Here is a 23,038-nt window from a genome sequence, read left to right as displayed (position 1 = left end):
ACCGAAACAGGCTTTTCATAAAGCAAGATCACTCCCTGGGTTGTAGCTCTCGGTATGGCGGATATCCCTTATCAGCTCAATCCCATCGGCAGAAAATGAAAAGAGCGTATCATCAGAAAAAAGCATGCTGAAATCCTGCGGCTTGAAAAAAGGAAGAAATTTCTGGCAGTGTTCATCAAGTCGTTTAAGATAGAAGTGCGTGTTCTCGTCAGGATTCTCTTTTTTCCATTCCGTGGAGAGCTTGCCTTTCTCATACGAGGCACTGCCCGCTCCTGTTCCGGAGATATAGTAGGTGATCCGGTCCCCTTTTGTTACCCGAAGGCCTTTCTTGATAGCGATTTCATAGGTTATTGCCTTTGAACGTTTGCCTGATTTCACATCTTCGGCGTATTGTTCAACGGTGCTTTTCAGCGATTCTGTTTTTGTAAACTCGGAAACATCAAGTTCATGGTTTAGAATTTTATTCCGGTACTCGGTGAAAAGATTGTGAAGCCCTTCAATATCTTCGCTGAGAAGCTTTTCAAAGCCTCTGCGGACAAAATCACGCCCGAACTTCTCGCCGCTTCTGCTTGTAAGCGAAGATCCTTTCAGAATCATGACGTTCTCATAGCTGAGCAGCGCATAATTTTTTTTCATGTAGGAGATCATCTTTCTGTATCGCCCGTCAAACCCTATTTTAATGCCTTCCGGCATAAGCGCAGAAACTTCGCTGACAAGCAATCTTTCATCAGTTTCACGTATCACTTCAGGTGGTGGAATAAACAGAATACCATCCGTATCAACCTCAATAACACGGCATCCTCTGGCTTCAAACTCGACAATCATTTTTTTTGCAATACTCTGTCCGGTTGATGTCACTCTGTCCGCTTCTGCAAAATCATTGAATATCCCTCCGCTGAAACCAAGATAGCCGTACATGGCATTGATAACTATTTTGAATGAGCTTTGCATGGCATCAAAATTATCGGCAAGCGATTTGTTTCCGCACTCTTTTTCTTTGAGTGATCGATCTTTAGCCTTGAAACGCAGCTCCTTCAGATCATTGAGCACACCCGGAAAGACCTTCAATTCATCACTTTTTGGACATATATCGTAAGAGAGCATGATAGAGGGGTAGAGTGACTCAACATCAGCATAGACAATAGGGCCGAGAATCCCTTTCAGGAAGACTTCGGTATATCCTCCGGAGTGCTGTTGACCGGCAGTGGGCCTGGGGATAGAGTGTTTAAGGCGGAGGTATTCGCGGACCAGAAGAACCTCGATCTTCGCAGCCTGGCCTATGCGGGCGGTCATTGCATAGGTATACGGCAGCATTTGTGAGAGATAAAAATTGCTGGCAGAAAGTAAAGAGGAGAGAGCCCTTGTTTCGCGAACATCATCAAGCGCATAGGCAAGAAGTTTTGCATGATTATTTTCCCAAAGCGCGGCTATATCCTTGTAGTCAACGTAGGTTCTGTCGGGTGAAGCAAAACCAAAATGTTTAGCCACGGCTTTCAGACCGTAGCTCTGCATGGAGCGCTTCGAGATATCGTAACTCTGCACCAGGAAAAGAGTATCAATAACATGCCTCCCGGGGATATCATAAAAGGTGTAATCAATACTCCGTTCAGCGAAACGTATGCTTGACGGGTATGTTTTAGGCTGAAGGTTGTTTCTCCCTATCGAAAAAGGAATACCATATTTTTCGCATCTGCGCTGCAGATAGGGAAGATCAAAGCTGAATATGTTGTGCCCCTCGATAACATCAGGATCTTTTTCACCTATAAGTGCCACTGCCGCTTTAAGCAGCTCCCGTTCAGAGCTCTTTTTTGAATGGAGAACAGCCTCCCATCCACGATTATCACAAAAAGAGATAATAATGATCTCATCAGAACCGATCCCGTTTGCCGCGCCATCACGCTTTTCGGGATTGTAATTCGTTTCAATATCAAGCTGCATACGGTAGAGATCATCAAAGATCATACCCTTGAAGAGGGTTTTGCCGCTCTGAAGAAAATACTGAGTGACGGCATCGCCTTTATTATATATGTGTGAACTGTTCTCAACTGCCGGACTCTGGATACCTTGATCGGCACTCTCGCCAAAACGTCTGTTGCTTAAAGAGTCAAGAGCCCCGCGATAGTTTCGCCAGCTTTTGAATATGGCAAGATATTGATAGTAGTTCGAGCCGCCGAGTTTTACCAGCCAGAACTTTTCGTCACACTCGGGAACAAACCCCTCAAGCAGGGAGCTGTCAGAGAGAAAAAAATAGGGGAAAAACGTATCGTCATGGTGTGTTACCGAGCCGCCATTACGATTGAATACTCTTATTTGTGTGTCGCTCAGCTGGTATGCGCCAACTATCCCCTGCTCTTTATCTTTACCGAACAGCAGATCATTATTGACAATGTCACCGATTATACTTTCCATGGAATAAAAATATGAATATCAGGCCTGATACTATAAATGGTGTTTCACGTGAAACAATATGGCTCGCTTAACGTCCAAGGCGAACGGTAAGAACTGAAATATCTGAAGGGGAAACGCCCGGTATTCGTGAGGCGACTCCAATTGTTTCGGGCTTGTGTTTTTTCAGCTTCTCTTTTCCTTCGTTTGAAAGCCCGGATATCCCGTCATATTTGAACTGGGGCGGTATCCTGAGTGATTCCAGTCTTGAGATCTTTTCAGCCATCAGAAGGTCACGTTTAAGATAGCCTTCATACTTAAGGTCAATATCAACCTGTTCATAGATTGAGCGGTCAATGGTTATCTGATGAACACTGTTTCGAAATGCTTCTGATTCAGCAAGAATCAGCTCAAGGGTGATTCCTGGCCTTTTCAGCAGTGATGCCACATGCTGGCCGATCTCTACAGGGGCATAGCCTGATTTTGCCAGTATGCGGTTTATCTCTTCGGGCTGCAGTCTTGTGTTTGCACATAATGCCTTAAGATGATTAATCTTCTCTATTTTAGAAAGGCACTGATGATAGGTTTCATGCTGAACAAGTCCCGCTTCATATCCAAAGGTCACAAGGCGCACATCCGCATTATCATGGCGAAGGTGGAGGCGATGTTCAGCAGAAGAGGTAAACATTCTGTAGGGCTCGAGCGTCTCTTTTGTGATGATATCATCAATCAGGACGCCGATATAGGCCTCTGAGCGCCTGAGATTGATAGGTGGTCGGGATCTTGCTTTCAATGAAGCGTTTATGCCGGCCATTAATCCCTGGGCGGCAGCCTCCTCGTATCCTGATGTCCCGTTGATCTGCCCGGCAAAGTAGAGGTTTTCTATGAGTTTGGTTTCCAGCGTACCCTTTATCTGGTACGGGAAGAAATAGTCATATTCAATTGCGTATCCCGGCCGGATAACTTTTGCATTGCACAAGCCTGGTATGGAACGCAACCCCTCTTCCTGAATATCTTCCGGCAGTGACGTCGAAAATCCATTCACGTACATCTCATTGGTGTCAATCCCTTCGGGCTCAAGAAATATATGGTGGCTCTCTTTATCAGGGAAGCGGCAAATCTTGTCTTCTACAGACGGGCAGTATCTCGGGCCGATGCCCTGAACTTTTCCGGTAAAGAGCGGGGAGCGGCTGAACCCTTTTTTCAGAATCTCATGAGTTTGAGGCGTTGTTTTGGTGATGTAACAGCTTACCTGTCGTCGATTGAGGTCAAGTGATTTGCTGAACGAGAATGCCGATGGCTCCGCATCCCCCTGTTGGCTCTCCACCCGGGAGTAATCTACACTGCGCGCGTCAATTCTTGGGGGTGTTCCGGTTTTCAGTCGGCCTGCCATAAAGCCGAGACGCAAAAGATCCTCGGTTAATCCGCGAACCGGAGGCTCTGCCGTTGTTCTCCCTCCGTCATAATGGTTCATTCCTATATGGATGAGGCCGTTAAGAAATGTTCCGCAGCAGAGAATTGCGGCGCCTCCCGCAATGACTTTTCCGGAAGAGATTCTTGCTCCCTGAAAGACGCCTTCATGTGATTCGATTCCTACTACGGTGTCCTGCAGCAGGTCGATATTGGTCTCGCGCTCAATAACTTTGCGCATATAGAGGGAGTACATCGCCTTGTCTGCCTGCGCTCTTGGCGAGTGCATGGCAGGCCCCTTGCTGCGGTTAAGCATTCTGAACTGGATCCCGTTTGCGTCTATAGCTCTGGCCATCTCTCCGCCAAGAGCGTCAATCTCTCTTGTGATCTGACCCTTGGCTACGCCACCTATGGCGGGATTGCAGGACATTCTTGCAATCGACGAGAGGTCTGTCGTTATGAGCAGGCATGAGCATCCGGACCTCGCCGCGGCAAGCGCAGCTTCGCAGCCTGCATGGCCGGCCCCCGCAACGATAATATCATACATGTTTTGAGGATTGTTTCACGTGAAACATTTTGGTTGCTGTTTGTTTATTCCCTGCTCAAGATACGCATATTTAAGGGGATCTGCCGTACAGGAATGGCTACAGGCGCGCCCAGCAGGGCCGCCGCTGCCGACTGACCGGAGATATCCGGCAAGCAGAGTAAAAGTAAAGTAAAAGTGTTTTCGGCAAGCACTGTTTGATTATAGCCGTTATCGCGGTCACCGCAAGGGCAATAGGGACTAAAATGTCCTCTTATGGTAATAAAAACAATCGAATGATTTCAGCTTATCTGCTGGAGCGCACGCAATCACGCTGTTTAGTCATGGATCCGCTCCTGGAGGAGGGTTATATCTATACGTAAGGGCTGGTTTTTTTGTATTCCGCTGAAGATATGGAGGGGTATTCTGTTGATTCGGCAGGCTTGCGGGATGAGGGGTAGTAGATGATTAACGAATAAGAGCCATAGCGTCGGTAAAAACCGGGGGAAACGCCGATAGGTACCTGTTATGGGCCCCGAGCAGATTGTTAGCTAATCAATACCCCATTTTATATATTGGCTGAATTATTTCTTCTGAGCGCAAAGCGATGTCATCAATGAAAAATAAACGTTTTAATCTTCTTCTGATTGCTCTGGTCACTCTTGTTGCGGTTTGGTCATTATGGCCTACCTGGAGTGACTACTCCCTTTCCCGGCAGCTTAACAGTTATAGATCGGCTCAGGATAGTCTCAAATATGCGCTGAGTCACCGTGAAGAGCTTGAAAATGCACGGAAAAAGAGTCTTAAACTTGGTCTCGATCTCAGAGGGGGAATGCATCTGGTTATGGAAGTTGACCAGATTGATCTCTTTGAGCAGAAAGCGTGGAACAAGGATGCAAAGTTTACCGAGATCATGAATTCGGTAAGAGCAAAGGCCGCGAAAAGCGATGCGAGTGTGCTTGAACTGATCGTAGCCGAGTTCAAAATCGAGAACATTCGACTGAGCCGCTATTTTTATGATATACGCAACAGTGACCGGGAGATTATTTCGAAGCTTGAAAAGGAGTCCGATGATGCCCTGAGTCGAGCCAAGGAGATCATCAGAAACCGAATTGACCAGTATGGTGTAGCCGAACCGGTCATTACCACCCAGGGGAGCAGAAAAATCATCATAGAGCTTCCGGGTATTTCTGATCAAAACAGGGTAAGAAACCTGCTTAAGGGTACGGCGAAGCTTGAGTTCAGGCTTTTGAGGGATCCTGAGGTTCTTGTCAGAACGCTTGACCGGATCAATACCTATCTTGTCCAGAACGGTACCGCACCACCGGCAGCCGTTTCTGACTCCTCGGCATCAAAGCCATTATCAGCATCATTGCCGGTACCCGGATCACCTGCCGGAGCGGCACCTGCGGCTCCGGCCACTGCGGCAAATCAAAACGCAGCAAAACCGCTTTATAATGTAGTCGGCGTTTCTGAAAACGGTAACGCATACACTTCGGAACAGTCAAAAGAGTTCGTGCTTTCCCTGCTCAAGCGAAGCGATATCCAGGCCCTGCTTCCTCTGGATACCGAGCTGCTTCTTGCCGCCAAGCCTGATGTCGGTCCGAGCGGAGAGAAGCTCTACTCGGTCTACCTTGTCAAAAAAAGCCCTGAACTTACCGGCGGGGTCATAACCGAAGCCAAGGCAACATTCGGCTCAGAAGGTGTACAGCCGGAGGTGACGATGTCGATGAACTCTGAGGGGACGTCGAAATGGGCACGCATTACCGGCGCAAATATCGGAAAGCGTATTGCTATAGTGCTTGATGGTGCGGTTTACAGCGCTCCCGTTGTGCAGTCAAAGATTCCCGGAGGGAACTCCGTCATTAACGGTATTGAGAGTCTGGAGGAGGCAAAGGATCTGGAAATTGTGCTGAAGGCCGGCGCTCTTCCCGCCCCGGTCAGAATTATTGAGGAGCGTACCGTAGGGCCGTCTCTTGGTGCTGATTACATTCGAGCCGGGATGCTCTCCCTCTCCTGGTCATTTCTGGCAGTATCCGTATTTATGCTGCTCTACTATAAAAAAGCAGGTATTGCCGCCGATATAGCGCTTGTTCTTAATATTCTCATCGTGCTTTCGGTACTGGCAGGTTTCAGTGCCTCGCTCTCGCTGCCGGGTATCGCAGGTATAGTCCTGACCATCGGGATGGCAGTGGATGCCAATGTTCTGATCTATGAGCGAATCAGAGAGGAACTTGATGCCTCCAAGGGGTTGACCTCCTCCATAGAGTTGGGTTATGATCGGGCATTCTCCTCGATTCTTGACTCACATGTTACCACAATGGTTGCAGCATTTCTGCTCTATACCTATGGTATCGGGCCTATACAGGGTTTTGCCCTTACACTTATGATCGGTACGGCAGCGAGCCTGTTTACCTCGATAGTTGTGACAAAAGAGATCTTTTCGTTTCTCATGGGCAAGAACCTTTTGTCTGAAAAAAGTTTCGGTTAATTTTCAAGATGTATGACCAATGAGGATTTTTCACAAGACAAACTTTGATTTTATAGGATTCCGTAAAATTGCCTACGGTTTTTCACTGATTCTGCTTGCGTCCGGCCTGATCTCCCTTGCGGTAAAAGGGCTGAATTACGGTATTGACTTCCGGGGCGGATCGGAGGTACTGATCCGTTTTGATAAAAATATTGATGTCAGTGCGGTTCGTGCTGTGCTTGATGAGGCAGGTATTTCCGGATCGCTCAAGCAGTATGGTCTTGATCGCTCGTTTCTGTTCAGTACCGTGTTCAGCGGAGAGACCAATGAACTGAAATCCCTTGTTTCGGGCGCTTTTGATGCCCGGCTCAAGAATAATCCGCATGAAATTGTCCGTATTGATGCCGTTGGCCCAAGTATTGCCTCCGACCTGAAATGGTCAGCATTGAAAGCACTGCTGGCTTCGCTCATTGCAATTTTGCTCTATGTCGGTATCCGTTTTGAGATAAAATTTGCAACCGCCGGGGTGATTGCCATATTCCATGACATTCTTTCAGTTCTCGGTCTCTTCAGTCTCTTGGGCGGGCTGTTTGATTTTATGCCGCTTGAGATGGACCAGAGCATCATTGCTGCATTTCTTACCATTGCCGGTTACTCGATTACCGATACCGTTGTTGTCTATGATCGTATCCGGGAGCGGATTCGCGGTCAGAAACCGGCGGACTATGAAAGAATATTCAATGAAAGCATGAACCAGACGCTGAGCCGTACGATTATTACCTCAGGAACCGTTCTGCTCTCTGTTTTTGTTCTCTTTATCTTTGCCGGTCCGGCCATCAGGGGCTTTGCTTTTGCTGTTTTTTGCGGCATTCTTATCGGAACCTACTCTTCGATCTTTGTTGCTGCACCGCTTGTTTTTGACTGGCTCAGATTATCTAAAACCCCTGTGCATCTGAGAGGCAGCAAGGTTTCCTGAGTCTGTTTGCCTTTTCCGATTTACGGATACGCTAGTTATGTTACTGTTTCGGTGTCTGAACAATATTTATAAGTCAGGATCATTGTAATGAAAAAAATATCAGGGAAAGCAGCACTGCTCTTTCTTTCCGGTTTGGCATCAATCACCACACCATCTTATGCCGAAGTTGCCGACCGGATTGTCGCTGTGGTTGGTCGCGAGGTCATCCTGAAATCGGAAATTGACTCCCGGGCTCTTATGGCTCGACTTCAGTCCCCTGAACTGGCTAAGGATACCGGCTTATCCCGCAGGATACTTGACGGTCTGATCGAGCAGCAGATTATTCTTTCGAAAGCAAAAATTGACAGCGTTAAAGTTGATGAAAACGCTATTTCCTCTACAGCAGGAGACCGATTCAAGCAGTTGAGAGCAAGATTTGCCTCTAAAGAGGAGATGGAAACCCGTTTCGGTAAAACGCTCCCCGCTATCCGCGACGAGATTCGCACGGAGATCCGCAATCAGGAGTTGATACAGACCCTTCGGCGGAAACGCTCGGCCGGAGTTAAGGTTACTTCAGGTGAGGTGATGGACTATTATAACGCCAACAGGGAGAAATTTTCATTGATTCCGGAAGGGGTTAAAGTTTCCCAGATCATGAAATATCCCGCAGTGTCTGCTGACGCACAACTTCAGGCGCTTACCAAGATCCAGGCAGTTCGCAAGGAGCTTCAGGGCGGCGCGGACTTTGCCTTGCTGGCAAGGAAATACTCCCAGGATCCCGGTTCGGCCAGGCTTGGTGGTGATCTCGGATATGTTCAGAAAGGGTCGCTTATTCCAAGTTTTGAAACGGCAGCTTTTTCGCTCAAGGAGGGTGAGGTTTCCGGTATTATTGAAACCCGCTACGGCTATCATATCATTCAGCTGCTGAACAAGGAGCCGAATGCCATTCACGTCCGCCATATTCTTGTCGCCTTCGACCATTCGAAAGATGATTTTAGCGGAGTGGACCAGCTCCTGAATTCAATTCGGGCCGATATACTCAGCGGCAAGTCATCGTTTTCCGAGATGGCATCCAAATATTCTGACGATCCATCCACAGCAAAGCTTGGTGGCGTTATCTCTTCAATCGGTGGTGTGGGTGAGTATATCTCCCTTCCCTCCCTGCGTCCGGAGCTGAGGGCAATTATCACGGCCCTGAAAAATCCGGGAGATATCAGTCCTCCTTCGAAGATCGATCCTCCGCAGGGGGAGTCCTTCTACACCATCATCAGGCTGAACGAGCGGGTTGCTGCCCATACGGTGAATCCGGAGAAGGATTACTCCTTTCTTGAAGAGGAGGCTCTTGACAACAAAAACCGCAGGTTATTTTCAGAATGGGTACAGCAACTCCGCAAGGAGGTCTATGTCCGCACCTCAGACATCTAAGCGGCGGACATATCTTGCGTTTTTCTCGATAAACTCCCTGCGAGGCTCAACCTTGTCACCCATGAGCGTCGAGAATACCTGATCGGCTTCCATGGCATTTTCGACATTTACCAGCAGCAGTGAACGGTGAGCAGGGTCCATGGTTGTACTCCAGAGCTGCTCAGGGTTCATCTCTCCAAGACCCTTGTAGCGCTGGATATGGATATTGGCCTTGCCTTTCTGCATTTTTTTCATGGACTCCGTAATGCTGTTGCGCTCGTCATCATCCCACGCATACTGCTGCTCCTTGCCTGATTTTACCAGATAAAGAGGCGGCTGGGCAATAAAGACACGGCCGGCTTCAATAAGTGAGCGCATATGGCGGAAGAAAAAGGTCAGAAGCAGGGTTCTGATATGCGCGCCGTCAACATCAGCATCGGTCATGATGATGATTTTCCCATAGCGCAGCTTTTCGGTTGAGAACTCCTCTTCGCCAAAGCTTGTTCCAAGGGCGAGAATGATGGTCTTGATCTCCTCGTTTTCAAGCATCTTGTGCAGCCGGGCCTTTTCGACATTAAGGATTTTTCCCTTCAAGGGCAGGATAGCCTGAAAGCTTCTGTCCCGTCCCTGCTTGGCACTGCCGCCTGCAGAGTCACCCTCTACGATATAGAGTTCACAGTGTTCCGGATCATTGATGGAGCAGTCCGCAAGTTTTCCGGGAAGTCCCGAGCTCTCCAGTACCGATTTTCTGCGGGTAAGCTCCTTGGCCTTGCGTGCAGCCTCTCTCGACATGGCCGCACCCTTCACCTTTTCAATGATCATCTTGAGTACATTCGGGTTGCTTTCGGCAAACTCCGCAAGCTGCTCATTGACTATGGTTTCGACGATACTCTGTGTTTCCGAGTTACCAAGTTTTGTCTTGGTCTGGCCCTCAAACTGGGGTTCAGCAACCTTTACCGAGATAACGGCAGTCAGGCCCTCCTTGAAATCGTCACCGGTCAGGGAGAGCTTGAGGTTCTTCAGAAGATCATTTTTCTGGGCGTAGGCATTGAGTGTTCTTGTCAGTGCCTTGCGGAATCCGGTGACATGGGTACCGCCTTCATGGGTATTGATGTTGTTGACATAGCTGAAGACGTTCTCCTGGTAGGAATCGTTGTACTGCAGGGCGATTTCAACAATGGTTGAATCCCTTTCGCCATAGAGATAGATCGGCTCCTTGAGCAGGTTGATCCGGTTCTGATCGGTAAACTGGACAAACTCCTTGATGCCTCCTACATAGTGAAAGATCTCGTCAATACCTTCAGTATCCTGAACCGTGATGCTCAGCTCCTTGTTGAGGAAGGCCAGCTCACGCATACGGTCGATAATAATATCCTTGCGGAACTCGGTTGTCTTGAAAATCTGATGGTCGGGCATGAAGGTGGTTTTCGTGCCTTTTTTATCGGTTTTCCCGATAACCCGGACATCTCCCTGGGGAATGCCGCGTTCAAAGCGCTGAAAATAGATGTTCCCGTCACGGTATACCTCAACCTCACACCATTCCGAGAGGGCGTTGACCACCGAGGCTCCAACGCCGTGCAGCCCGCCGGATACCTTGTAGGCGCCCTTGTCGAACTTTCCGCCGGCACCGATTACGGTCATGACCAGCTCAAGGGCGGATTTCTGCTTTTCAGGATGAATGTCCACCGGAATACCCCGGCCGCGGTCGATTACCGTTACTGAGCCATCAGGATTCAGTGAGACAAAGATGTAGTCATTGAATCCGCCGAGTGTTTCATCGATGGAGTTATCGACAATTTCATAAACAAGATGGTGAAGGCCCCGGCTGTGAATATCGCCGATATACATGGCAGGACGCATGCGGACATGCTCTATGCCGTCAAGAACCTGGATGTTGTTTGCTCCGTAGGTTGATGGAGCGGTAGGGGCTACTGTGCTCAGAATATCGTCTTCCTGCATAATTATCTGCTCTAACTGATGAGATGAAAATTGAGCTTCAAGATAATAAAAATGCGGTCATTATGCTTGTCTTTCGAGCACCGCCAACCGCAGTAATCGGGTTTCGGAACAAATAAACAGCGTTGATCTTTCATGTTGATCAATCGGCCCAGAATGCATCCTCAAAATGCTCGACAGTAAACCTGTCGATTCCGCTTTCATGCATGCTCTCTATCAGAATTGCGATAACATCGAACCGGCAGTCACACTCTTCATGAACGCAGAATGCAAGGTATGCGCGGGCAGCCTTGATGATCTCCTTCTGTTTCCCGGGTGTTACGGCTTCTGCCGGATGACCTTTTTCGGTTGAGGAGCGGGTTTTCACCTCTATAAAACAGAGCGTTCTTTTATATCGGGCAATGATATCAATCTCATTGCGGTGATAGCGGTAATTTCGTGAAATGATCCGGTACCCCTTTTTTTCAAGGAAGTCGGCGGCGAGCTGCTCACCCTGTTGTCCGAGCTGGTGCGGATCGTGCATGGCTGTCGCTATTTTTCTCCCAGTTCTTTCAGCCTGAAGCTTACTCTGTGCAGAGGGCATCGCCCGTACTGCCGGATTGCCCGAACATGTTCGGCGGTTGCATAGCCGAAGTGGCGATCAAAGCCATATTCGGGCCAGCTTCTGCTGCACGCTGTCATGATCTCATCCCTTCGGGTTTTGGCAAGCACGGATGCTGCCGCAATGGAGAAGACCTTGGCATCACCCTTGACAATGGCTTCGTACGGTATCGGCAGATGAGGCCTGAAACGGTTGCCATCCACGAGCAGCAGATGCGGCAGCATGCCGAGGGTTTCAACCGAACGGTTCATGGCAAGCATGGTTGCCTGAAAGATATTGATCCGGTCAATAATCTCCGGATCGATCTCCGTAACAGCCCAGAAAAGGGCGGCGGCCTTGATTGCCGGAGCAAGCTCTTCTCTCACTCTGGCAGAGAGTTTTTTGGAATCATCGAGCTTCTCGAGGATGCTCTCTTCCGGATTGAACCATCGGGGAAATACTACCGCTGCGGCAACTACCGGCCCGGCCAGCGGCCCCCGTCCCGCTTCATCAATACCGCAGACAAATTCGGAGGTTTGCCATAGCGGCCATTCATAGGAGGTGTTCATCAGGCATATTCTTTACCATGATCGGATACGTCGACAACGATATGCGGCAACATTTTCCGGATGCTCAAAAAACGGGTATCATGAAGTTATACAACAGGATCTTGCCCTGAAAGAAGAGGGCGGAAATTTCAGCTGTTTTTTGTCGCCACCGGTTTCCATCCCGGAGTTGTCCGGGCCGGTATTGCTGTTTCCTTATATAATTTATTATCTTGACAACTGGCTTGCAGTTCCCGTTCCCTGCAGGGTTTTCTGCGTTCCTGATGGATAGCTTCAGGGTATCTGTTTATTCCGCAATATCGTCTCTTGTACAGCTCCGGAGAGCTGGATTTAATTGAAAGCCCAAGGCAATCAGGCGGAGACTCAGGGATAGCCGGGCGAGGATATAAAAAAATATTTATACAGCGTTACAGAAGGTGTTCCGCCTCTGGTTCTTACCATTATAAAAAGAGTTAACGAATGAAGAAGAGTTTGAATAAGCAGTTGTTGATGAACAAGACCGGCGATGAGATACAGGTCGCTCTTGTTGAGGAGGGCCGTCTGGCGGAGTTGATTATTGAGCGCCCTGAAAGCCGGAGAAGTATCGGTGATATCTATCTCGGACGGGTTCACAAGGTTGTTGAGGGCCTGAAAGCCGCGTTTGTCGATATCGGACAGAAGTCCGACGGATTTCTGCACTTTTCCGATGTAGGCACAACGAGTGAGGATTATCGTGCGCTGATTGAGGATGATGATGATGATGATGCTGTTGTCGGCGCAGAGGATGCCGACAGTGATGACTTGTTAAACGCGGCTCCGGTACAGGTACAGCCAGCGGCTGATCAGAGTGTAAAAGCCTCTGCCAGAAGCGGCGGCAAGCGCCCCTCAGGCGACGAGCAGGAGAAGGCTGAGAAGCGGCAGTCCTATACCCAGATGATCGCCGGAAAACTCAAGCCGAATGACTCCATTCTTGTTCAGGTTATCAAGGAACCTATCAGCAGCAAGGGATCACGACTTACCTCAGATATTACCATTGCCGGTCGTTTCATGGTGCTCCTGCCCTTTGGCGGCGGGCAGGTTGCCGTTTCCCGTCGTGTTGTTGTGCGCAAGGAGCGGTCAAGGCTGAAAAAACTGGTGCGCTCCATGCTGCCGGAAGGATTCGGTGCGATTATCCGCACGGTTGCCGAAGACCAGGAGGAGACCCTTCTGAAGCAGGATCTCGAAAAGCTTCTTGCCAAATGGACCCAGATTGAGGAAAAACTTCAGGATGCCGCTCCTCCGCAACTGATATTCAAGGAGGATACCATCATCTCCAGTGTTCTGCGTGACTCCCTGACCTCCGACGTTACGGAAATTGTGGCCAATTCATCGGTGATTCACAAGGAGACGCTGAACTATATACAGTGGGCAGCTCCTGAGATGGTTAAAAACGTCAGCCTCTACCAGGGCAAACTGCCCCTTTTTGAAGGGTACGGTATTGCCAAGGATGTTGAATCGATCTTTTCCCGCAAGGTCTGGCTGAAGTCGGGCGGTTATATCATTATCGAGCATACCGAAGCCATGGTTGTTGTTGATGTCAACAGCGGCCGGTATGCAGCAAAGCGGGAACAGGAGGAGAACTCGCTGAAAACCAACCTTGAGGCGGCACGCGAAATTGTCCGGCAGCTTCGGCTTCGGGATATCGGCGGTATTATTGTTGTTGATTTTATTGACATGCTCGATCAGAAGAATGCCAAAAAGGTCTACGACTCCATGAAGACCGAGCTGCGTAACGATCGGGCTAAATCAAATATTCTGCCCATGTCGGATTTCGGCATCATGCAGATTACCCGCGAGAGAATACGACCGAGTCTGATGCAGCGCATGGGTGACCAGTGCCCCGCATGCGGAGGAACCGGTGTGGTTCAGGCTCGCTTCACCACCATCAACCAGATTGAGCGATGGCTGAGAAAGTATGCGCTGAAGCACCCCTTGAATTTTCAGCAGCTTGATCTCTACGTCAGCCCTACGGTGGTCGAGCCGTTGCAGAACAGTGACCTGAAAACCGAGCTGAAATGGTTTCTGCAGCACCTGCTCTTTGTTCAGGTCAAGCCGGATGAGAGCCTGAGAAGTGACGATTTCAGGTTTTACAGCAGAAAGAACAACAAGGACATTACCGCCGAATACGGCGATATCTAAACATCAGACGGGATTATGGGACAGTACGATGCATTGCAAGAGCAGATACTTGGATTTTCATCATTCGGTGCGGCTGCACTTCAGGAGATTCCTGAAGCGCGCACGGTTTTCAGGCAGTTCAAGCAGCTGCTCAACGACGGAATTATACGGGCGGCAGAAAAATCCGGCAGTGACTGGATTGTAAACACATGGGTCAAGCAGGGTATTCTGCTCGGCATGCGACTTGGCAGGCTTCAGGCAGCAATGGTACCGCTTGATGAGCATGGAGCCGGTTTTACCTTTATTGACAAGGATACCTACCCGCTTAAACAGTTTACACTGGAGAACAATGTCCGCATCGTTCCCGGCGGATCGGCGGTACGTGACGGCTCGTATCTGGCCCCATCGGTGGTCATGATGCCTCCTGCCTATGTCAACGTTGGAGCCTACGTCGATGAAGGAACCATGATTGATTCCCATGCTCTTGTGGGGAGTTGTGCCCAGGTTGGAAAAAAGGTCCATCTCTCTGCCGGCGTTCAGGTAGGCGGTGTGCTGGAACCGGTTGGAGCCATGCCCGTCATTATTGAGGATGAGGTGATGGTTGGCGGCAACTGCGGCATCTATGAAGGTACGATCGTAAGGGAGCGTGCCGTGATCGGGACAGGCGTTATTCTTAATGGTTCAACACCGGTTTATGATATTGCCCTGAACAGGGTTTACAGAAAAACGGCAGATCATCCGCTGGAGATTCCTGCCGGCGCGGTGGTTGTTGCCGGATCCCGCACCATCAAGGGAGAGTTTGCCGCTGAACATGGTCTTGCCATCTATACGCCGGTTATCATCAAGTACCGCGATGCCCGCACGGACAGCGCAACGGCACTTGAAGAGGCGCTCAGGTGAGTCATGCAGCTTAACAGGCAATATAGGGGAGCCTATGTCGGTGCGGCGCTGACCACTCTTTGGCGCAGAGTGTCAGGCTTCATGATTGTTCTCTGCCTTTGCTCCTCCTTTTCTGCCCGGCCGCTCTACTCCATGCCGGCTGATGAAAAGGAGTATTTCGGTATTATAAAGAGTATTGATCTTCTTGGGGAGGTCTACCGTCAGTTGTCACTCAACTACGTTGACAAGCCCGATGTCAGAGAACTGATGTATGCCGGAATTGACGGAATGCTGCATACCCTTGATCCCTACACGGTGTTTCTTGACAAGAGTGACTCTCAGGAGCTTGATGAATTGACCAGTGGTCAGTATGCCGGTATCGGAGTTACGATAGCCTCGATTGATGGATCCATTTATATAGCTTCAGTTGTGGAGGGATATGGGGCATCGAGGGCGGGAGTCAGGATGGGGGACATTATTGCCGCTGTTAACGGTACCGGGATAAAGAATAAACCGCTCAATGAGGTAAAGGAGCTGCTCAAGGGGCCCCTCGGAGCAACCCTGACGCTCGGCATAGAGCGGGAGAGTGAGCCGTTTTTTACGGTCAGCATAAAACGGGAGGAGATCAGGGTAAACACGGTGAGTCACTCCTGCTTTTTTGGTGATACCGGCTATATCGAGATGAAAAGCTTCGGCGCCCGCTCGGCTGATGAACTGAGAGAGGCTCTTCAGGATCTCCAGCGTCAGGCCGCAGCAAAGCATATTCCACTGAGAGGAGTCATACTTGACCTGAGAAACAATCCGGGCGGTCTTCTCAATGCATCGGTTGATGTTGCTTCGCTTTTTGTCAGGAAGGGCAGTAATGTGGTGTCCATTCGGGGTCGGGTACATGAACCTAAAGTCTACGTCACCGTTACCGATCCTGTGCATGAAACCGTGCCGCTTGTTGTTCTGATCAACAGCCAGAGTGCCTCTGCGGCTGAAATTGTAGCCGGCGCGATCCAGGACCTTGATCGCGGGGTGATTATCGGTGAACGTTCATTCGGCAAAGGGCGGGTGCAGTCGGTTTTAAATCTCTCCTATGACAATACGCTGAAGCTTACTACAGCAAAATATTATACCCCATCCGGTCGTCTGATCCAGAAAGAGGCTCCTCCGGAGCCGGAGCAGCGAAATGTGCTCCCTGAGGTTCAGGAGGACAAGCGCTCTACGCCCTTCTTCACCAAAGGGAGGCGGAAGGTCTATGGAGGAGGAGGTATCAAGCCCGATATTGAGATCTCCGACAGGAAGGATTCACCATACCTGATGGAGCTGCGAAATAAAGGGATGCTTTTTCTTTTCTCTTCGAACTATCGTTCCCGGACACCGCTCAAGCCGGTTCAGCCAATTGAGCGCAAGGGGCTTATGCGCTCATTCAATGACTTTCTGCAGAGCAGAAAATTCACCTATACATCACAGGCTGAACGACAGCTCGATGAACTGAAGGCTGCGCTGAAGGGCGAGGATGCGGTCAACGCAATTAATCCGGTGAAGATTCCTGATGAGCTTCTGAAGGGTGTTGCGCTTCTGAAAGCGCAGGAGATTGCAAAGGAATCGGAAGCTGTTGCCGAAGCTCTTGAGCTTGAGATCCTGCGGCACTATGACAAGCCTCTTGCCCGAACGGGAGAGCTCAGCCATGATCCTGTTGTGAAGAGAGCGCTTGAGGTTCTTGCCGACTCACGTCAATACTCCAGGACGCTTCACCCCTGACCTGATCCTGCCAGGTTTGTTTCATACTCCCGGATTTTACGGTGTGCGCCGATGGCGATCATAAGATTGCTTATGGTCAGCAGGCTTTCGGCCATCCCGTGAAGCAGGTCGTCATGTGAGAGCGTCGGAAATCCCCGAACCACTGTTGCCAGATACATGCAGAAAATGGTGACTGAAATAAATACCAGCACAAACCAGAACCCCGCAACGGTGAGCCCGGAAAAAATCGTCCGGTCACGCCGGTAGACCAGAAAGAGCAGCACCAGAAATGAGATATAGACTACGCTGGAGAGCTGCAGTATGGTGTCAAAGATATCTTCCCCCAGGTATGATTGCGGTTTGCCGGAAATTATGATGGCTCCGAGTGCGGCTGCAAAGCCGAGTGAGGGGGCTTTTTTTGTGGATTTCAGCAGGTTCAGTGTTGCCAGGAGCAGTGAGATGCTGCCGAAGAGATTGATGATCTCCGACAGATCAAGAAGCAGTGGAACCGAGTCCCCTGAAACATGGTAACCAAGCACAAAAAAGCTTCCTGACCAGTGCGGCAGCATGGAGAGGGCAAAAATCCTGATGTCGCGCCGGTTGCACAGCCTGCCGTAACGGAAGAGCAGTGCTGCCCCGAGCCCCCATTCAAGAGCGGAAGAGAGATGAATAATCCAGTTTGGAAAAGAGAGCAGCATCAAGAGCCCTTGATCAGGTGGTAGATGTTTTTTGAAAAGATTTTCATCTGAACCGGCCAGGGGGCAGGCACCATTTTCTTATAAAGATAGGAGTCAAAGGTGATTTGCTGCACATCATCATCGGCGCATATGGCGACAAAACTCTCCCGCAGCCGGTCCGTTTTGTAATAAACAGCCTGCAAAACTTCCAGACCGAAAAAGATCGGAGCGTAGAGCCTGCGGAACTCTTTTTCATAGTTCGCAAGCGGAGCGCCGTTTTTCAGGTGCTCAATCATTGCCTGTGCGCCGAGTTTTCCTGATCGCATGGCAAAGAATATCCCCTCACCGTTTGCCGGTGTTACCAGTCCGGCGGCATCCCCGACCAGAATGGCCTTCTCCTGGGTAAAGGATTTGCGGGGCTTCATCGGTATTTTGGCCGCCTCATCAAGGTAGGGTTTGTCGGTAATCCCGATTTTTTCGATAAAACGCCGCTGCAGCGCCTTGATGTTGTGCCGGTGATCCTCGGTGCCGGTGCCGATGGCAAGATGATCCGCCTTCGGGAAGATCCATCCGTAAAAGTCGGGAGAGACCTCTCCGTCAAACCAGATCTCAACAATATTGCTGAACTTTTCAATTGCGGGTGAGTAGTGGAAGCGCTGCTGCATGGCGATCACCTTCAGCTCGTTTGGCGGAAAGTGCAGCTCGTCGGCGGTTTTGGAGTTCGCCCCGTCAGCCCCGATAATCCGTGCAGCCTTGAGCGGTGCTATTTTGTCATTGAGGGTTTTGATGAGAAAGCCGTCAGCAGAGGGGGTGATGGTGTTTACCAGCCCTTCGGCAACGGTTGCGCCGGCTTTTTCAGCTTCAGTGCGCAACCAGCGGTCAAATTTTTCGCGCCTGACCATCCCGACATATCCGTTCGGCATGTTCATCTCGATCACCCGCCCTTTCGGGGAGCGGGCCTTCATGCGGGAGAGTTTTTTTTCTACCAGTTCTGAAGGAATGCGGAACTCCTCAATCAGTCCGAGCGGTATTGCTCCGCCGCATGGTTTGACATTCTCAAAGTTGCGTTCAATGAGAATCGTTGAGAGTCCAGCCCTGGCAAGCTCGGCCGCGGCAACCGATCCTGAAGGGCCACCGCCTAATACAGCAACATCATAACGCATTGGAAAATAGATGAGTTACCAAAAAATTAAACCAGCTTTTCGCCTATAAACGTCCTGACCCGTGACAGGTCAATCCGCTCCTGTGCGGCACTGTCACGGAAGCGCACGGTAACCGTACCCTCTTCAAGCGACTGATGGTCAACCGTGATGCAGAATGGTGTGCCGATCTCATCCTGACGGCGGTAGCGCTTGCCGATAGAGCCGGCGTCATCGTACTGGACAAGGAACGATTCGGAAAGCTCGTCACGCAGCTGAGCGGCCTTTTCGCCCATGCCCCCTTTTTTCATCAGAGGAAGTACTGCGGCCTTGACCGGGGCTACTTTTGGCGCGAGCTTCAGCATCACCCGCTCTTCACCGTCCACAACATCTTCACGGTAGGCATCTGCCAGGAGCGCCAAAAAGAGCCTGTCGCATCCGGCGGATGTTTCAACCACATAGGGGATAAAGCGCTCATTGGTGAGCTGGTCGATATACTCCATGTTCTTGCCGGAGTACTCCTGATGCTGTTTGAGGTCAAAATCGGTTCTGGAGTGAATGCCCTCAATCTCCTCTATGCCGAAGGGGAACTCATACTTGATATCATAGGCAAGATCAGCGTAGTGAGCCAGCTTGTCATGCTTGTACCAGTGCAGCTTTTCCGCTCGCAGTCCGAGTGTGGCGCTGTACCAGGCAAACCGCTCCTCACGCCATGCTTCAAACGCCTCTTTCTGGGTACCGGGTTTAACAAAGTACTGCATCTCCATCTGTTCAAACTCCACCATGCGGAAGATGAAGTTCCCTTTAACGATCTCGTTGCGAAATGCCTTGCCGATCTGCGCAATACCGAACGGTACCCTCATGCGCGACGACTCCCGGACGTTATGGAAGTTGACAAAAATGCCCTGCGCGGTTTCAGGCCGCAGGTAGACGATGCTTGATTTATCCGCCACAGCTCCCATATTGCACTGGAACATCAGATTGAACTGACGAACCTCGGTCCAGTCTCCAGAGCCGGTGTCCGGCGCCTTGATCTTTTCAGCAAGAATCAGCTCATAGAGTGCCCGGTTGGGATCTTCTGCATTGGCAATGTTCTCGTAGGCACCTTGTACCCTCAACAGCTCCTCATCCCTGCCATCCCGGCGCAGTTTTTCGATATGGTTCTCGATCAGGTGGTCTGCACGGTAGCGCCGCTTTGTTGTGCGGTCATCAATCATCGGATCATTGAAGCTCGCAACATGTCCTGAAGCCTCCCAAACCCTCGGGTTCATGAGTATGGAGGCATCAATGCCGACAATATTCTGGTGGCGACGGGTCATGGTGTTCCACCACAGCTCCTTGATATTCTTTTTCAGCTCGCTGCCGAGCGGCCCGTAGTCAAAGCAGGAGGAGAGCCCCTCATAGATCTCGGACGACGGGTAGATAAACCCCCGGCGTTTGGCCAGCGAAACCAGCTTGTGCATCACTTTATCGGGAGGCAGATTCACGCTCTGCACCCTCGCTTGATCAGAATTGCTCATCGTTCGTTCAAACTATTTTGATAAAACTGTTCAAGAGTCCGTATTCAGCTCGATAAAACATTGAATATAAGAAACCAGTGGGGATAATCAGTGGACGGTGGGGGCTTGATTGGATGCTCAAGGGTTGTTACTCATAAGATTTGTGCTTCAGGCGGGGCTCACTTATGCAATGAACAGCGTAATATTTTTTATTATCTTCTGTTAGTGTGTAATCTGCGCAGTATTGGGTTACTCAGGAGATAATTCTGCAGTCAATACTTTTGACTGCGGTTTGGTCATTTCTAAACGTGCCGTTTCCCAAAAATCAGGATAACATCTCTCTTTTAAAAGGAGCATGAGCGATTGAGCGAGCTGTATAAGATCTCGGGTTGTGAAAACAACAACCGGAAAGCTGACGTGATTTTTATTCACGGTCTCGGGGGCAATGCATTTGAGACGTGGCGAAACAGCAATCAGTTTTTCTGGCCAGAGTGGCTTGGCAAGGAGTTTCCCGAAGTGGGAGTCTGGTCACTTGGGTATGCTGCGAGCCCAACAAAGTGGCGCTGGTTTAGGTCGCGCAATCGCGAAGAAGGTTACAGTATGGCGCTGCCAAGCCGTGCGACGCAGGTACTTGACCTTATGATGCCGTGCGACTTCGGCAAGCGTCCGCTGTTCTTTATCTGCCACAGCCTTGGTGGTTTGCTTGCCAAACAGTTGCTTCGCAAGTCTTTCGATGATCCGGAAGCTCGAAGGCAACAGGTGGCACAGCAAACCCGTGCACTTCTTTTTCTTGCAACACCGCATTTTGGAGCCAAGCTGGCATCTTTCATTAATGCATTTAAAAAGCTTTTTGGGGCAACGGTTACCATTGAAGAGCTGTGTGCTCATGATGCCAATCTCAATGACCTCAACGACTGGTACCGGACCCATGCTACCTCTCTTGGTATTCATACCGTTACTTTCTACGAGCAGCTCCCTGTAAATGGTGTGCTGCCAATCGTTAACCTCTCCTCGGCTCATCCGGGTGTTGGCACTGACCCGGTGCCACTTGATGAAGACCATCTCTCCATCGCCAAGCCTTCTTCAGGCAATGATCACGTCTGTGGCTCTGTTTGCGATCTGCTGCGTAATCACGTTCTTGTGCCACGCTCGCCTTCACCTACGGAGCAACCGCCTAAGGTCTTGCTAAGAGAGCCTCAAGAAATTATTGTCAAGCTTGAATCGGCAATGGTTGCAGGCGTTTCGCGCATTCCGCACGAATTGCCACCTGCGGCGGAAGAGTTTTTTGGCCGCAAGAGCGAGCTCGATCAACTGACAGATCGATTGAAAAAGAGGAAGAACACGGCTGTTGTTGGCTGGGCAGGGCTTGGCAAAACCGCTTTGGCCGCACAGGCAGTTCTTTGTGTCACCGGAGCGCAGCCTGCGCAGCTTTCCAAAAGCCCTTATCCCGATGGTGTTCTCTATTTTGATCTCTACACCAGCAACGGGCAGGCTGAGCCGGTATGGAACGCGCTGGCGAACAAAGTTGCCGGATATGGCTTTTTGGCCAGTTCACCGCCCAAAGAGCGTGCCACCGAAGCCTGCCGCAGTCGTCGCATCCTGTTCATCATTGAGGGAGGTGAAGAGGCTGACGGAAAGGAGGGGCGGTGCAGCATTCATGAACTTTTCAGTGTTCTTTCGCCGGAGAATCGCTGGCTTCTGCTTACCCGGCTCTCTGTGCAGGCAGCTCCAGCCGAAAGTGTGGAGCTTAAGGAGGCATTGCATCCTGACGACGCAGCGAATCTCTTTGACTCCTTGTGTAAGAGGCGTGTGAGCGGCGAGGTGCGTGATCGTATCCTTGCACTCCTTGACGGTCACCCTCTTGCCATTACCTGGGCAGGCAACCTTGTTGCGCGTAATGACGAAGATCCTGATGAACTGCTGCGTGAGTGGGAGCATAAGCAACTCCCTCTGCTCAGTGATCCCGCACAGGCCAGCCATACGCTTGAGTGGCTGTTCAGCCGAAGTGTGAGAAGGCTTGATAGTGCGGCACGCAGGGCTCTCGAAGCCGCCGGTCTGCTTGCCCATGCTCCCTTTCCGCTTTCTGCCATTGAAGCGGCTCTTTCCGACTCCGGTGCCGATATCCGGCTGCACAACCGCGACATGCTCCGCTCACTGGTGCAGTGCGGTCTTTTACGTCGCTCTGCGGCGGCTGACTACTGGCAGTTCACTCACGTTCTCGGTTATCGTTTTGCTCGGCACGAAAGAGGTTCTGATTTACAGCTCAGGCGCTCTCTGGGAGTGTGGATGCAGCGTCATCTCTCGGCTTTACTTGACTATTCCGAGAGAGAGGGGCAGTCTTTCTCGGTTATAGCTACTATTGAGCATGCCGCAGCATTGTTGCGTGCAGACAGTGACCAGAAGCTTTGGTTCCCTCTGGCAAACTATCTCCTGTATGACGTAGTGGATCGTCTTACCAATTTTGGCCGACTTGATTTGGTGCAACTCGTCCTTGGAGCAGTAGCGGATTGGTTCAATCTTCTCCCGTACGAAACGTTGATCGAATCGGATTGGCAAAGAGAGTGTTCCGCCTTGCTGAATTTGCAAGCCAACGTTTTTCTCCACCAGGGCGATTTAGAGGGAGCGTTAAAGATCTACAAGGAGTCGCGTGAAGTGAGCGAACGGTTGGCGAAATCCGATCCGTCGAACGCGACGTGGCAGCGCGACCTGAGCGTGAGCCTCGACAACATAG

General features: G+C 50.4%; 14 protein-coding genes and 1 pseudogene. 7 read left to right on the top strand and 8 right to left on the bottom strand.

The features are described from left to right. Positions 1 to 15: 15 nt before the first annotated feature. The gene (locus G9409_RS03275) at positions 16 to 2,409 is read right to left on the bottom strand and encodes a DNA polymerase domain-containing protein (protein WP_166807370.1); all 2,394 of its coding nucleotides are present in this window, start codon (positions 2,407 to 2,409) and stop codon (positions 16 to 18) included. A gap of 67 nt (positions 2,410 to 2,476) precedes the next feature. Further along, entirely contained in the window at positions 2,477 to 4,342 is a 1,866-nt protein-coding gene (mnmG, locus tag G9409_RS03270) for a tRNA uridine-5-carboxymethylaminomethyl(34) synthesis enzyme MnmG (RefSeq protein WP_166807369.1), read from the bottom strand. Between the two features lie 583 nt (positions 4,343 to 4,925). Here mnmG and secD point away from each other — a divergent pair. The 3 genes from secD (at position 4,926) to G9409_RS03255 (ending at position 9,168) form a co-directional block, all read left to right on the top strand. Beyond that, positions 4,926 to 6,809: a protein translocase subunit SecD gene (gene secD / locus G9409_RS03265; protein WP_166807368.1), complete on the top strand. Its 1,884-nt coding sequence runs from the start codon at positions 4,926 to 4,928 to the stop codon at positions 6,807 to 6,809. Positions 6,810 to 6,828: 19 nt separating this feature from the next. Beyond that, complete coding sequence (secF, locus tag G9409_RS03260) at positions 6,829 to 7,764, top strand: protein translocase subunit SecF (RefSeq protein WP_166807367.1); 936 nt, start codon at positions 6,829 to 6,831, stop codon at positions 7,762 to 7,764. Between the two features lie 87 nt (positions 7,765 to 7,851). Then, on the top strand, positions 7,852 to 9,168 hold the full coding sequence (locus tag G9409_RS03255; RefSeq protein ID WP_166807366.1) for a peptidylprolyl isomerase: 1,317 nt from the start codon (positions 7,852 to 7,854) through the stop codon (positions 9,166 to 9,168). On the opposite strand, the gene gyrB is transcribed toward G9409_RS03255, so the two are convergent. The 3 genes from gyrB to G9409_RS03240 form a co-directional block, all read right to left on the bottom strand. Beyond that, the gene (gene gyrB / locus G9409_RS03250; RefSeq protein WP_076789608.1) at positions 9,157 to 11,106 is read right to left on the bottom strand and encodes a DNA topoisomerase (ATP-hydrolyzing) subunit B; all 1,950 of its coding nucleotides are present in this window, start codon (positions 11,104 to 11,106) and stop codon (positions 9,157 to 9,159) included. The two genes, G9409_RS03255 and gyrB, sit on opposite strands and share 12 nt — an antisense overlap. A 139-nt stretch (positions 11,107 to 11,245) precedes the next feature. Then, complete coding sequence (locus tag G9409_RS03245) at positions 11,246 to 11,626, bottom strand: YraN family protein (RefSeq protein WP_166807365.1); 381 nt, start codon at positions 11,624 to 11,626, stop codon at positions 11,246 to 11,248. An 8-nt stretch (positions 11,627 to 11,634) separates the two neighbouring features. Further along, positions 11,635 to 12,255 (bottom strand): ribonuclease HII, encoded by a 621-nt coding sequence (locus G9409_RS03240; protein ID WP_166807466.1) that lies wholly within the window; start codon positions 12,253 to 12,255, stop codon positions 11,635 to 11,637. 453 nt (positions 12,256 to 12,708) lie between these two features. Between G9409_RS03240 and G9409_RS03235 the strand changes: the two genes are divergently transcribed. The 3 genes from G9409_RS03235 to G9409_RS03225 are packed head-to-tail and all read left to right on the top strand — an operon-like array spanning position 12,709 to position 17,013. Beyond that, positions 12,709 to 14,406 (top strand): Rne/Rng family ribonuclease, encoded by a 1,698-nt coding sequence (locus G9409_RS03235; RefSeq protein ID WP_166807364.1) that lies wholly within the window; start codon positions 12,709 to 12,711, stop codon positions 14,404 to 14,406. Between the two features lie 15 nt (positions 14,407 to 14,421). After that, on the top strand, positions 14,422 to 15,285 hold the full coding sequence (locus G9409_RS03230) for a 2,3,4,5-tetrahydropyridine-2,6-dicarboxylate N-succinyltransferase (RefSeq protein WP_166807363.1): 864 nt from the start codon (positions 14,422 to 14,424) through the stop codon (positions 15,283 to 15,285). Positions 15,286 to 15,288: 3 nt separating this feature from the next. Further along, positions 15,289 to 17,013, top strand: coding sequence for a S41 family peptidase (locus G9409_RS03225; protein WP_235923222.1), 1,725 nt, complete (start codon positions 15,289 to 15,291; stop codon positions 17,011 to 17,013). Here the strand turns inward: G9409_RS03225 and G9409_RS03220 are convergent. The 3 genes from G9409_RS03220 to G9409_RS03210 are packed head-to-tail and all read right to left on the bottom strand — an operon-like array spanning position 17,004 to position 20,328. Further along, on the bottom strand, positions 17,004 to 17,690 hold the full coding sequence (locus G9409_RS03220; protein ID WP_166807362.1) for a DUF3593 domain-containing protein: 687 nt from the start codon (positions 17,688 to 17,690) through the stop codon (positions 17,004 to 17,006). The genes G9409_RS03225 and G9409_RS03220 overlap by 10 nt on opposite strands. Further along, on the bottom strand, positions 17,690 to 18,832 hold the full coding sequence (locus tag G9409_RS03215) for a geranylgeranyl diphosphate reductase (RefSeq protein ID WP_166807361.1): 1,143 nt from the start codon (positions 18,830 to 18,832) through the stop codon (positions 17,690 to 17,692). The genes G9409_RS03220 and G9409_RS03215 overlap by 1 nt, the downstream gene beginning before the upstream one ends. A gap of 26 nt (positions 18,833 to 18,858) precedes the next feature. After that, positions 18,859 to 20,328 carry a glycine--tRNA ligase gene (locus tag G9409_RS03210; protein WP_166807360.1) on the bottom strand — a complete coding sequence of 490 codons (1,470 nt, stop codon included), beginning with the start codon at positions 20,326 to 20,328 and terminating at the stop codon, positions 18,859 to 18,861. 342 nt (positions 20,329 to 20,670) lie between these two features. On the opposite strand from G9409_RS03210, the pseudogene G9409_RS03205 reads away from it, so the two are divergent. Beyond that, positions 20,671 to 23,038, top strand: a pseudogene (locus G9409_RS03205) (hypothetical protein); the annotation flags it as partial.

The sequence above is a fragment of the Candidatus Chlorobium masyuteum genome, assembly GCF_011601315.1.
GTDB classification, from domain to species: domain Bacteria; phylum Bacteroidota; class Chlorobiia; order Chlorobiales; family Chlorobiaceae; genus Chlorobium; species Chlorobium masyuteum.
The sequence above is the reverse complement of the archived record's forward strand: the minus strand, read 5'-3'. Positions and strand labels throughout refer to the sequence as shown.

What these genes read in the sequence shown, in the direction of transcription:
- G9409_RS03215 (WP_166807361.1), bottom strand. Translation starts at nt 18,832, where the DNA reads ATGCGTTATGATGTTGCTGTATTAGGCGGTGGCCCTTCAGGATCGGTT.
- mnmG (WP_166807369.1), bottom strand. Translation starts at nt 4,342, where the DNA reads ATGTATGATATTATCGTTGCGGGGGCCGGCCATGCAGGCTGCGAAGCT.
- G9409_RS03275 (WP_166807370.1), bottom strand. Translation starts at nt 2,409, where the DNA reads ATGGAAAGTATAATCGGTGACATTGTCAATAATGATCTGCTGTTCGGT.
- G9409_RS03225 (WP_235923222.1), top strand. Translation starts at nt 15,289, where the DNA reads ATGCAGCTTAACAGGCAATATAGGGGAGCCTATGTCGGTGCGGCGCTG.
- G9409_RS03245 (WP_166807365.1), bottom strand. Translation starts at nt 11,626, where the DNA reads ATGCACGATCCGCACCAGCTCGGACAACAGGGTGAGCAGCTCGCCGCC.
- G9409_RS03255 (WP_166807366.1), top strand. Translation starts at nt 7,852, where the DNA reads ATGAAAAAAATATCAGGGAAAGCAGCACTGCTCTTTCTTTCCGGTTTG.
- G9409_RS03220 (WP_166807362.1), bottom strand. Translation starts at nt 17,690, where the DNA reads ATGCTGCTCTCTTTTCCAAACTGGATTATTCATCTCTCTTCCGCTCTT.
- G9409_RS03235 (WP_166807364.1), top strand. Translation starts at nt 12,709, where the DNA reads ATGAAGAAGAGTTTGAATAAGCAGTTGTTGATGAACAAGACCGGCGAT.
- secD (WP_166807368.1), top strand. Translation starts at nt 4,926, where the DNA reads ATGTCATCAATGAAAAATAAACGTTTTAATCTTCTTCTGATTGCTCTG.
- gyrB (WP_076789608.1), bottom strand. Translation starts at nt 11,106, where the DNA reads ATGCAGGAAGACGATATTCTGAGCACAGTAGCCCCTACCGCTCCATCA.
- G9409_RS03210 (WP_166807360.1), bottom strand. Translation starts at nt 20,328, where the DNA reads ATGAGCAATTCTGATCAAGCGAGGGTGCAGAGCGTGAATCTGCCTCCC.
- secF (WP_166807367.1), top strand. Translation starts at nt 6,829, where the DNA reads ATGAGGATTTTTCACAAGACAAACTTTGATTTTATAGGATTCCGTAAA.
- G9409_RS03230 (WP_166807363.1), top strand. Translation starts at nt 14,422, where the DNA reads ATGGGACAGTACGATGCATTGCAAGAGCAGATACTTGGATTTTCATCA.